Annotated in this window: 9 protein-coding genes; all 9 read right to left on the reverse strand. The window is 61.7% G+C overall.

The features are described from left to right. Positions 1–5 precede the first annotated feature (5 nt). Positions 6–2069: an ATP-binding protein gene (locus OKA04_RS03910; RefSeq protein ID WP_264499820.1), complete on the reverse strand. Its 2064-nt coding sequence runs from the start codon at positions 2067–2069 to the stop codon at positions 6–8. 72 nt (positions 2070–2141) lie between these two features. After that, complete coding sequence (locus OKA04_RS03915) at positions 2142–5927, reverse strand: glycoside hydrolase family 2 TIM barrel-domain containing protein (protein WP_264499821.1); 3786 nt, start codon at positions 5925–5927, stop codon at positions 2142–2144. A gap of 494 nt (positions 5928–6421) precedes the next feature. Beyond that, entirely contained in the window at positions 6422–7045 is a 624-nt protein-coding gene (locus OKA04_RS03920; protein WP_264499822.1) for a PEP-CTERM sorting domain-containing protein, read from the reverse strand. A 25-nt stretch (positions 7046–7070) separates the two neighbouring features. Further along, positions 7071–8039, reverse strand: coding sequence for a hypothetical protein (locus OKA04_RS03925; protein ID WP_264499823.1), 969 nt, complete (start codon positions 8037–8039; stop codon positions 7071–7073). Positions 8040–8486: 447 nt separating this feature from the next. Further along, complete coding sequence (locus OKA04_RS03930) at positions 8487–9449, reverse strand: PfkB family carbohydrate kinase (RefSeq protein ID WP_264499824.1); 963 nt, start codon at positions 9447–9449, stop codon at positions 8487–8489. Between the two features lie 11 nt (positions 9450–9460). After that, the gene (locus OKA04_RS03935; RefSeq protein WP_264500184.1) at positions 9461–9817 is read right to left on the reverse strand and encodes a four helix bundle protein; all 357 of its coding nucleotides are present in this window, start codon (positions 9815–9817) and stop codon (positions 9461–9463) included. 15 nt (positions 9818–9832) lie between these two features. Continuing rightward, positions 9833–10480 carry a thiamine phosphate synthase gene (gene thiE / locus OKA04_RS03940; protein WP_264499825.1) on the reverse strand — a complete coding sequence of 216 codons (648 nt, stop codon included), beginning with the start codon at positions 10478–10480 and terminating at the stop codon, positions 9833–9835. 70 nt (positions 10481–10550) lie between these two features. After that, complete coding sequence (gene accC, locus OKA04_RS03945; RefSeq protein ID WP_264499826.1) at positions 10551–11903, reverse strand: acetyl-CoA carboxylase biotin carboxylase subunit; 1353 nt, start codon at positions 11901–11903, stop codon at positions 10551–10553. 117 nt (positions 11904–12020) lie between these two features. Continuing rightward, entirely contained in the window at positions 12021–12494 is a 474-nt protein-coding gene (gene accB, locus OKA04_RS03950; protein WP_264499827.1) for an acetyl-CoA carboxylase biotin carboxyl carrier protein, read from the reverse strand. Positions 12495–12543 lie beyond the last annotated feature (49 nt).

Below are 12543 nucleotides of genomic sequence, written 5' to 3' on the forward strand. Positions count from 1 at the left end.
CGGGATCAGGCGGAGGCAATGCCGGGCTTCCCCCCGGCAGGCTGCTTTTTCTTCCGCTTCGCGTGCAACGGGATGCCGAGCTCCAGGCGCGTGCCCTCTCCCGGCTGGCTCTCCACCTTGAACTCCGCACCCAGCGCCTCCACCCGCTGCCGCAGCGCCCGCAGCGTGGACGGCCGCGCCAGCTTCTCCGGCGGGATGCCGCTGCCATCGTCCGCCACGGTCAGGTGAAAGCGCGCATCATCGCACTCCACACGGATCGTCGCCCGCTTGGCACCCGAGTGCCGCAGGAGATTGTGCAGCGCCTCGCGGAAGAAGAGGAACAGGTGGCGGTTCGCCTCGTCCGTCATCTCGCACTGCCAAGCCGCCTCGTTCGCGGTGAATTCCCACTCCAGCGGCTCCAGCATGATCGAGCTGGTCTCGCGCAAATGCTCCACCGTCCCGATGCGGTGGTCGCCCTGCGGCCGCAACAGCCAAACGATATCCCGCACCGCGCTGACCGTCTCCGCGGCGATCCGCTGGATACGCTTCAGCTCCCTCGTCGGCCCCGTCGCCCCGGCATGCCCCTCGGCGAGGTCCGCCAGCATCTGGATACTCCCGAGATTGCTGCCCACCTCGTCATGCAGGTCCCCGGCGATGCGCTCGCGGACGCGGGAGAGCTCCCTCTTTTCCCTCATGCGATAGCGGATCGGCAGATAGACGAGGACGAAGGCCCCCGCCAGACCGAGCAGGGAGACGCCCGCCAAGCCCGCGCGCCGCCACTTCGCGACGATCATCTCCGACTCGCGCTGGAGCTGATACAGGCGCATCTCCAGGCCCAGCCGCTTGTCGAGTGCCAGCAGCCATTCGCGCTGGGAGACGAGTTTGCCATCCGGGCCGTAGCCGTCGCTGAGGCTGGAGGCGATCCAATACTGCACCCCCGAGCCGACCACCGCGCCCATCCCTCCGGAGGACCGCACCGCGGCTCCGAGAGCGACATTCTTCTCGCCATCCAGCACCTCGACCTCGCTGAGGGCGACGAAGGCCGGGAAATTCTCATACGCCTTCCAGAGTTCGGTCGCCTCGATCTTCACGCTGCGGCCTCGCGTGCGCTCCAGCGGCACGAAGACCGGATTGTGGCCCGGATTCGTCATTTCCACTTCCTTTTTGACCGGAGAGCCGCCCGGCTGCGGGATGGAGACCGTGAACTTCCGCGGGAAGCCGAAGCCACTCGGTAGATCCGAGGTGGGCCGCTTCGCCGGGAACAGGCGGATGGCATCGAAGTCCCGCTCCTCTCCCAGATCCAGCTCCACCCACACGGCATCGCTTGCCTTCGGCTTCCCCTCGGACATCCAGCCGACATTCATGTGCGGCTCGCCCGGGGCCTCCGGCAGCCCGAGCGGCGTCAGACCGTCCACGACGAAGGCATTTGCCCACTGCCAGGGTGCCGCAGGTGCCGAGCCCCCCGCAGCGGTCACCGTGGACTGGTAGGCGACATTCTGCTGGCCGGAAAAGGCGAAGATCTCGGCCCAAGCGTGGACGTAGCTGTCGGAGACATCCGGGTCCAATCTCAAGCGGCTCGCCGAGATCCGCACACCCGCCGCCTCGACGGGCGGGTCCACGGGGTAAACGAAAGGTTGCCCTGCCCGCACGGGATTTGCCCACAGGCCATCCTCCCTCACCACGGACCGGATGACCGCGCCTGACGCATCCAGCAGCTCCACGGAAAATCCATCCGGCAGACCGAACTGCGACTCTAGACCCTCCACCCCGTATCGTCGCGCTGGAACGAGCGCCACCAGGTCCACCGGCTTTGCCTCCGGGAAATCCAGCACCAGCGAGAAGCCTCCCGCGGCAGCAGGCTCCGCCGCCGGGTGCAGGCTCGCGAAGCCTCCTGTGCCCCCTTGGTCCGCCACCGGCACGGCGGGCAGCCGCGGCAGTTCCTCGCGGATCTCACCCGCTTCCTTCCCGATCGCTGCCCATCGCGGCGAAAACCGCCGGGCAAGCTGATGCTCCCAGCTCGCCTCGACCCCCATCGCCGCAGGAGCGGCCAGAAGCAACAGCAACCCAGAGCAAGCGCGGAACAGATTCATGAGATGGCGGAAGCTAGGTGATCCAGACGGCTCACACCAGCTTTCGCCTCGCGGTCCTCGACCCGGACATGATCACCCGCCGGGAGGCGGTGTCGGCTGCTGGGGGATGCCTGGCGGCAGCAACTCCGGCGGCAGGCCTGGCACACCCGCCGGACGGCGCGGCATCGGTGCCGTCTCAAGTGTGAGAAGGAACGACCACTCGTAAACTCCCTCTGCCGGAATGCGATACTTCTCCAACGGCAGCTCACCCCAGGAATTCGTGCCGCCGAGCCCCATCTGGCGGTGGTCGATATTCACGTGGATCGAGTCGGTCGCACGGATGTCGGCACCGTGGCGGGCGAGTTCCAGGACATCTTGCGACACCGGGTAGGCGGAAATTGAAAGGAGGGATTCACCCGTCGCATCCACCTTGAAGCCCGCACCGCCGGAAGCAGGGAGGAAACGAGCCCAGCGGACTTCACCGCGGTTTCCGCTCTCCTGCGGATCCAGATACCGGTTGAAGAGTTGTGAGATGGTCCCCGAATGAACCGAGGTCCAGGCACCCTCCCGGCGGTCCGCGTAGTTCTCGTGGGGACCCTTGCCCAACCAGCTAAGACGGTCGATCGCCACCGGCATCTCGCACTGCATGCCGATCCTCGGGATCATCGGAAGCTGACCCTGCGGGGTGAATTTCACCGCCACCGAAAGCTGCCCCGACGCATGCATGCGCCACTCGATCTCCGCCTGGCTTTCGCCTGCGGGTATCGCCAGCTTTGACAAGGCGACCGCGTCAGCCCCCTCCTGCCTCGCTTCGACGGAGGTGGCGGTGGCATCGATCCCGGCCCGACGCCACACGGCGAGCTGCCGCGGGAGCTTCGCGCCCTCGTCATTGTTCGTCGGCGGACGCCAGAAATTCAGATGAAGGGGAGCCAACAGGAGTTCCTTGTCCTCTTGCTTCCAGGAAACGAGGACTCCGGACTTCTTGTCGATCACCGCGACGGCCTTGCCACCGCTCAGGGTGACTCGGTCGGCACCGTCCTCGATCTTCGCCAGACCGTCGGCAGCCGAGGGTGCCGGCGGCGTGCGCTTGCTCCATGGCAGCGCTAGCTCATCCCAAGCCACCGGCATACCGGCGGGATGCCACTCGGTCGCCTGATTCTGATCGAAGCGGAAACGGATCGTGTATTCCGAGCCCGGCTCTGGTGCGACGCCGGTGGGAATGGGGACTTCCACCGACGCACCCGGCGCGATCTCTGGCAAGCTGAGCTTTCCGGCGGCGGCCTGGACTCCGTCCTTCAGCACCCTCCACGATCCGGCGATGTCCCGCGTGCTGGTGAAAGACCGTTCGTTGGTGATAGAGACCTTCAGGTTCGGCGTGGCCAAATCGACGCCGGACACGTGGATGTCCTGCAGGGCCTTCTTCACCTCCTCGAATTGCGTGCCCGGCTGCCCGGTCGGAAGAACGATACCATTCAAAGAGAATGACTTCTGGTTCGGCCGATCATTGAAGTCCCCACCATAGACAAAGGCAGGAGCAGTGGCGGGCTTCGCGGCATCCTGAACGAAGTCGAGGGAAACCAGCGCCTCCGGTGCATCGAACCCGATCTCGGACTCGCCCAGCGCACGACCGTAGATCGCCGCGCGGCGGATGGAGCCATCGAATTTCCGATCCGGCTTCTCCGTGTCCAAGCCGATTGCCACCGGCCATTGATTGACTGTGATCGGGCCGCTGCACGGACGTGCCGCCGCCTGTTTGCCATTGATGAAAAGCGCAAGCTGCTTGCCATCATACGATCCGGCGATCGTGTGGAAGGACGAGCGCCAGCCGTCCGGAAGATCCGCGAAGACCGCCTCCCATTTATCAGCGATGAAAACGAAGAACTCCGCCTTGGTCGCGTCGGCGTTCACCTTGAGCATGTAGGAGCTGTCGCCCTTCGAGATCATCGGGTAGCCATCCGACTCGTTGCGGTTGTTGTCACCACCGCCCTGCGAGCTGGCTCCGCCGAAGTTTCCGCGGGCTTCCACGATCAGGGTGACGCTCTCGGCGAGATCGAGGTCCGCAGACTCTTCGAATACCACGCCACCGCCATATAGCCCCTCCGTCGCGGAGAGCGATCCGTAGAGTAGGGACTTGTGGCCTTTACCCGAGCGATCTTCCACGGTGTCCAAGCCATGGATCCGCTTGAAGATCCCCTGATCCTTCCAGTCCCAAATGAAGCCGCCCTGAAGGAGGCGCTCCTTCCGATAAATCTCCCAATACTCCGCCAGATTGCCGGAGCTGTTCCCCATCGCATGGTTGTACTCGCACTGGATGAGCGGGCGCTGTGATTCCAAGGGCTTCTTCTCCTCTGCCCTGCAGTACTCCAGACAGCTCTGGATGGAGGCGTACATCGGGGCGAAGATATCCACATGTGCCCGCTGCTGCGCCTGCTCGTAGTGGACCGGGCGGGAGGGATCGCGCTGCTTGATCCACTTGGACATCTCCTGGAAATTGATGCCATCGCCGGACTCATTGCCCATCGACCACATCACGATGGACGGGTGATTCTTGTCCCGCTCAAGGCAGTTCTGCATCCGGTCCATGTGCGCTGGGCCCCATGCGGGATCCTTCGCAAGCGGATTGGCATCCGGGCCCCAGCCCATGCCGTGCGATTCGATATTGGCCTCATCGATCACATAGAAGCCGAGCTTGTCCGCCAGCTCGTAGAAGGCGGGATCATTCGGGTAGTGCGAACAGCGGATCGCGTTGATGTTCGTCCGCTTCATCTGGAGCAGGTCCGCCTCGATGTCCGCCTCGGTGACGTAGTGGCCATTGCGGGGATTGTGATCATGGCGATTCACGCCCTTGAAGAGGATCGGCTTTCCATTGTGCAGGAACTGCCCGTTCTTCACCTCATTGTGCCGGAAGCCGGTCTTGCCCGCGTAGTGCGCCAGAGGCTTGCCCGTCTCATCCGAGATCGTGATGACATAGGGGTAGAGCGTGGGCGCTTCCGCCGACCATCCCGTGATGCCATCCAGCACCCCGCCGTCGATGGCCACTTCCCCGCTGGCACCTGCTTCCACCTTCACTTCCGACTCGCCGGTATAGAGTGAGGCCGCTCCGTCGGGCTGAAGGATCTCCAGCTTCACCTTTGCCAAACCCGCGGTTTCGCCCTCATTGGCCACGGTCGCGGAGAACTTCACGGTGCCCTGGCGATAGTCCGACGTCAGGCCGGCCTGGAGCCAGTGATCCCGCACATCGAGCGTGGGAGAAGTCCACAGATAGACGTCGCGGAAGATCCCGCTCATCCGCCACATGTCCTGATCCTCCAGGTAGGAGCCGTCGCTGTGCTGATAGACCTCGACGGCCACCACATTTTCGCCGTCCTTCAAATACTTCGTGACGTCAAACTCGGCGGGCGTGCGGGAATCCTCGGAGTAACCGACCTTCTCACCATTGATCCACAGGTAGAAGGCGGAGTCCACTCCTTGGAACACGATGTGGACCGGCTGCCCGTTCCATTCCGGAGGCACCGTGAAAGAGCGACGATAGGAGCCGACGGGATTCCGCTGATCAGCGGGGAAATTGGTAAAATGTGCCGGCGGCTCGCCCATCACCGTCGGCGGCTTCGCAGCAAAGGGATACTCCGAGTTCGTGTAAATCGGCACCCCATGGCCATGCATCTGCCAATTCGAAGGCACCGGGATCTCTTTCCATCCGGATACGTCGAACCTGGGCTTGTAGAAGTCCACCGGCCGAGCATCCGGGCTCCCCACATGATGGAATTTCCAAGGGCCATTCAGCAATTGGCACCACGGAGACTCCTTCCGCGGCTTCGCCAACGCCATCGCGCGGTCCGGGAAAGGCATCGAAGTCGCCCGCGGAGCTTCCTTGTTCACTCGGAAAACCGCCGGATTCTCCCAGTCCGGGACTTGGGCATGCGCTCCGATCACCAAAAATAAACTCAAATACGATGCTCTCATCATGCTGGGCTGACTAACCAGAATCTGATGAACGCACAGGTTTTGGCCAAGTCGAAAGCTCTGCAAACAACTACACAGCCAGAGGAGAATGGTCTTCGCCCAGGAAGACGATATTCACTACCAACGCGAACCGAAATAGATAAATTTCCAAACCGTTTCAGCAACAAAAGGAGCAGACGGAATCATTATGATTCACACTCTAAATAATCCAAGACCACAGCATATTCAATAATATCATATACCAAAATCCAGCGCTGAGTCCAAACTTCAGAAACTCATTTCAGTTGATGGGAATCATCAATGCCCCAACAACGCTAAAGACATTCCATTGAACAAACGATCATTCGAAAAATAAAAGAGCCGAGCTGAATTAACAGCTCGGCTCTAAAATTGGAAACAAGAAGTCTATATTAGCGGCGACGGCGAACCAAGCCGAAGACTCCGAGAGCACCAAGCAGAGCGATCGAAGGCTCAGGAACGGCGGTGATCATTTCGACACCGGAAACGAAGGCTGCATTCGCCAGGTTGTCCGGTTGTGTTGTCACTTGTCGGACAGTTCCGAAAACGACGTTTGCAGCGGAAAGAGCATCGAGAGTCTGCGCGCTGTTACCGAAGCCGTCAGGACCGGTGAATGCAACGTTAGCGGCGACGACCGCAAAGTGCGTTGCCAAGCTGAAATCAGCATTGTTTGCGATCACAACGTAAGCCTGCGATCCCGCGAAACCAGCAGGCAGGGTTCCGTTGAAAGTCTGTCCCGTGAACAAACCGCTGCGGGTTCCACCATTGATCGGAGAAGTGTCGATACCGACAAATGCCGACTTGATGATTTCTGCAGTAGCGGTGCTCCAGTTGATCGTCGTGTTGAAGTAACCTGCATTCGCGTGGAAGCTGTTTACTGCCACAGCAGCACCTTCTGAGTTGACGATCGGCAAGCCAACGGAGACGCCTGAGAAGTTCCGGAGGTTCAGTGTGGAAGCCGCGAAGGAACTCGAAATCAAGCCTACGGAGGCAAACAATAGCGCATTAATTTTCATGCTTTTTTAGGGGAATTTATTATTATTACAAATCGCCGTAGAAGCTCGGCGCCGAAAGCTTCAGAGAAAGCGGGGTGTTTTCATTGGAGAAAATCACGCCACTGTCCAGACTGATGGAAGCACCATTCACTGCGACTCCATTGACATCCGCCCAGCTCGTTTCCAAGTCGTCGTAGTAGTATTGATTGTATCCGCCGGTACCATTCGCGACGAAGAAAACGTCAGCTCCAGCGATACTTCCGAAACCACGATCCAATTGGGGAATCGCAGCATCGAAGGTCGAACTAAGAGTCGCACCAGCAGGATAGACGGAGCTGATGTAGTTGAAACCGCTGCTTGTCACAGTTGCGGTCGGGGTAAGCTTGACTTCTCCCGACACCACCAGATTGACTGGAGCGGTTGCAGAAACGATCAAGCTATCGGTGTAGATGATCGGCACAGAAGCGCCATTCACTGCAGCACCATTGACGTCTGCCCAGCTACCTTCGAGATCGTCGTAGTAGTATTGGTTGAAGCCGCCGCTGCCATTCGACACGAAGATGACATCAGCACCGCTGATACCGCCGAAACCACCGGTAAGTCCGGCAGAATTGGTAGCTCCGAAGATGCTGGTCAACGTCGCAGCTTCACGGATGGAGTAAGAAGCACCATTGGCGACGCCTGCAGCGAGAAGGTTGTCGGTGGTATTGATCGTGCTGCCAGAAACGGCGCTACCCAGGACGTCGGTGAGGATACCGGAACCGTTGTTGATCTCGATGATGTAGGTCTTCGTGGCCGTCAGCGCGAAAGTGGCACCTGTGTCGGTGACAGAGTTCGCTGTGATGGTTTCGAAGGTGCCAGCATGCACCACCGGCTGCTGGAGACGAAGGCCGGTGTAATTGAAGCCAGGAGCAAGCGAGAGAGTCTCGTAACCCACCGGGGTGGTTTCGGCAGCATTCACTGCCCCGACAGCGAGAAGCGCTCCGAGAAGCGCGAAGGGAATGATTGGTTTCATGACGAGTCTGGGTTTAGGTCTGATTTTCGGTTCCGTCGAGGAAAAAAGCGGTGGACAGCCGTGACGCATTCGTCATCGGGCACGGTTATCCGGCTGATTTATCCTCATCAGTGACATTCATCGTCGTTTACTCGGGCAAGGCAAGAAAGTTTTGAGATGCTACTTTGATTATTTAAAATCAGCATGTTGCGAAGCCCCCTAATACTGCCTGGCTAATGCGAAAATCGGGATTGGCCCGGTAAATGCGCGGAAGGGCCATCTGTCACCAAGGAGAAGCTCCAGATTTTTTCCAATTCCGTCACCAGATCGACCGATTATCGTGGTTTCCGTATCAATAAGTGCGGTACGAAAAATCGCGTTGTCCCGCTTTTGAGGGACAACGCGATCTGAGAATCTGCCAAGGGGGAATTTCGGCGCAGGAGTCCGTGAAGACCGCCGCGAACGTCCTCACCAAGTGGTGACGGCGCGGAAGCGGTCCATGCGGGCTTGGAGACCTGCGGCGTCGAGTGCTTCGAGGCCGCGGGTCGAGAAGGACTCGCAGGTGAAGGAGGCGACCACGGAGCCGTAGACGACCGCCTGGCGCAGGGTATCGAAGTCTGGCTTGGTGGAGCCCTTGGCCGCCAGATAGCCGGCGAGGCCGCCGAGGAAGCAGTCGCCGGCCCCGGTCGGGTCGGTGAGTTCCTCGATCGGGTAGGCGTGGCTGCGGAAGAATTGTTCCTGGCCGCCCTCGTTCGAGAAGAGCATCGCGCCGTATTCACCGAGCTTGATGACGACGTGGCGCGGGCCCTTGGCAAGGAGCTGGCGACCGGCCTGGAGGAGATTCGACGTGCGGGTGAACTCGCGGGCCTCGCTGTCATTGATGACGAAGAGGTCGAGCTGCTTCAGGACATCGTGGAGGCGGTCGTTTGCGATCTCGATCCACAGGTCCATGGTGTCGGCGATGACGAAGCGGTCGGCCGCTTGGCACTGCGAGAGCATCTGGAGCTGATTGTCCGGCGACATGTTTGCCAGCACGACGAAGGCGGACGAGGCGGCACTGGCAGGGACCTTCACTTCCCAGCTCTCCAGCACGTTGAGGCCGACGCGGTGGGTCGTGCGCTCGTTCATGTTGTTGAAATACTCGCCGGACCAGGTGAAGGAGTCGCCTTCCGAGCGCTCGACGCCATCGAGGGAAATGCCGCGGCCCTCCAGCATCGCGAGGTGCGGGGCGGGGAAATCCTTGCCGACGATGCCGACGAGATTGACCGGCACGCCGGAGAAGGAGGCGGCCAAGGCAGCGTAGGCGGCGGAGCCACCGAGGAGATTGGTTTCGTCGGCGAAGGGCGTCTTGACGTTGTCGATGGCGATGGTGCCGCCGACCACGATTGAGGATTGCGGATTGCGGACTTCGGATTGATTCTCGGCGGACATGATGGGTGGGGTCAGGCGCGTTTGCGTTTGGCGGTGGTAATGGAAGAGATCACCATGGCGACGATCTCGTTCGCCTCGGCGATCAAGGGTTCCAAACGCTTGGCAGGCAAGAGTTTCGCGCGGACGATCACCTCAAGCCAGTAAGCAGACTCATCCGCCTCTTCTTCGACAATGGCCATCTTGTGGATGAAGTCAGCGCTGCTCTTCGCACGACATGCGGCGCGGTAATTGGCTCCGACGGACGTGCCGGAGCGACAAAGCTGTCCGGCGACGGTCTTCCCCTTGGTGGACTTGGGGAGGGCATCGACCACATCGATGACCCTGAGGCCGAACAACATCGTGCGTTCTTTGAACTCCGCGGCATTCATCACGCCGCCATCTTCTCAATCCACAGTCCGCAATCCGCAATCCGCGATCGCCCGCTTCACCATGGCGGTCGCCCCTACGACATCCTCAGCCGTGAGCAGATCTGAAACGATCACCACGTTCCTCGCGCCGGCCTCGAGGACTTGCGGGAGGTTGTCGCGCTTGATGCCGCCGATGCAGAAGACGGGGATCTGCGAGCCGACTTCGGCCTGGACGGCAGCGACATTTTCGATGCCGATGCCTGGACGGCCGAGCTTGGTGGGTGTCGGGAAAAGCGGGCCGAAGCCGATGTAGTCAAAGCCTTCGGCCAAGGCGGCGCGGGCTTGATCCGGCGAATGCGTCGAGCGGCCGACGAGCATGTCCGGCCCGACGATCTCCTGGACGGCGGCGAGTGTGCCGTCGTCCTGGCCGATGTGGATGCCATCCGCGCCGACAGCAGCGGCGATGGCCGGGTAGTCATTCACGATGAAGGGCACGCCGGCCTCGCGGCAGAGCGGCAGGAGCAGGCGGGCAAGGCGCTCGATCTCCCCGGGCTCGTGGCCCTTTGCCCGGAGCTGGAGCAAGTCGGCACCCCCGGCAAGAAGGTCCCCGGTGACGGTCTCCGCATTCTCCGCGGAGACGTAGCCGAGATCGAGGATGGCGTAGAGCTGGCCGGAGAGCTTCATGGGATGACGACGGAGCGCCCATCACCGGACCGGCGCAGCCGTTCCGTTGCACAGGATCCGCTGCATGGGTTCAGCCCTTCCGCTCCTCGAGGTAGCGGGCCACCCAGCCGATGTCGTAGGTGCCGTTGGCGAAGTCCGGATGGTCGATGATCTCCTGTTGGAAGGGGATCGTCGTCTTGATGCCGCGGATCATGAATTCGCCGAGCGCGCGCTTCATGCGGGCGATGGCGATCTCGCGGGTGGCGCCGGTCACGATGAGCTTGGCGATCATCGAGTCGTAGTTCGGCGGGACGGAGTAGCCGGAGTAGACGTGGGTGTCCACGCGCACGCCCTTGCCGCCCGGGGCATACCACATGTCGATCTTGCCGGGGCTGGGGCAGAAGTTGTTGAAGGGGTCCTCGGCATTGATGCGGCACTCGATGGAGTGGCCGCGCGGGGATGCATTCAGGACGTGGCCGGAGAGCGGCTCGCCGGCGGCGATGCGGATCTGCTCCTTGATGAGCTCGCAGCCCATCACCTCTTCCGTCACGGGATGCTCCACCTGGATGCGGGTGTTCATCTCCATGAAGTAGAAGTTCTCACCCTTCTCATCGACGAGGTACTCGATGGTGCCGGCGTTCTCGTAGCCGATGTTCTTGATGAGATTCACGGATGCCTCCGCCATGCGGGCGCGCAGCTCGGGGCCGAGCAGCGGGGAGGGGCACTCCTCGATGATCTTCTGGTTCCGGCGCTGCATGGAGCAGTCGCGCTCGCCAAGCTGGATGAAATTCCCGTGGCTGTCGGCGATGACCTGGAATTCCACGTGGTGGGGATTCAGCACCAGCTTCTCCAGATAGCATTCGCCATTGCCGAAAGCCGCGAGGGCTTCGCCGGAGGCCGCCTTGAAGAGGGACTCGAATTCCTCCTCCTTGAAGCACGGGCGCATGCCGCGGCCACCACCGCCGGCGGTCGCCTTGATCATGACGGGCAGTCCGATGCGCTTCGCCTCGGCCAGACCGTGCTTCGCATCGGTGAGAATGCCGGAGCCCGGGGTGACGGGCACGCCGTTTGCCAGCGCGGTGGCGCGGGCGGTGGCCTTGTCGCCCATGGTCGAGATGACCTTCGCGGACGGGCCGATGAACTTGAGATTGCAGCTTTCGCAGATCTCGGCGAAGCGCGCGTTTTCCGAGAGGAAGCCGTAGCCGGGGTGAATCGCTTCCGCCTCGGTGATCTCGGCGGCGGCGATGATGCGGTCGGGCTTCAGGTAGCTCTCCTTGCTCGGCGCGGGCCCGATACAGACCGCGTGGTCGGCGAGGTGGACGTGCATCGAATCGACGTCTGCCTCGGAGTAGACGGCGACGGATTCGACGCCGAGCTCGCGGCAGGCGCGGATGATGCGCAGGGCGATTTCACCGCGGTTGGCGACCAGGACGCGCTTGAACATGGATGAGTGGGTAGATGCTGGATGGGAGATGGTGGATGGTAGATCCCTAGGACGAGCCCGGTGACAAAGGCGGCACCGGCTTCTATCTGCCATCCGCCATCTACCATCGCGGAGCCGTCACTTGATGCGGAAGAGGGCGTCGCCGAATTGCACCGGCGTGGCGTCGTCCACGAGGATCGCGGTGATCGTGCCCGACTTCTCGGCCTTGATCTCGTTCATCACCTTCATCGCCTCGATGATGCAGAGCGTCTGGCCCTCGCTGATCACGTCGCCGACATTCGTGAAATTCGGAGAATCCGGGCCGGGCTTGCGGTAAAAGGTGCCGACCATCGGCGAGGTGATCGCCTCGCCATCGGCGGAGGGAGCAGCAGCCGGCGTGGCAGCGGCAGGGCCAGCCACGGGAGCTGCGGCGACCGGTGCGGGCGCGTAGGCCGGGGCCGCGGCAGGCAGGCTGCCGAGGAGGCCGCGCAGCGACTCAAGGTCCTGACCCTTGCGGAGCTTCAGGTGGAAGCCCTCCTTCGACATGTCGAAGAGGGTGAGCCCGTGCTCGTTCATGAGCTCGACGATCTTGCGGATTTCCTTGAGGTCCACGGCGGTGAGAAAGCGGTTAGGTGGTGGAGAGCCGGGGCGGCATGGGTGC

The organism is Luteolibacter flavescens, from assembly GCF_025950085.1.
GTDB classification, from domain to species: domain Bacteria; phylum Verrucomicrobiota; class Verrucomicrobiia; order Verrucomicrobiales; family Akkermansiaceae; genus Haloferula; species Haloferula flavescens.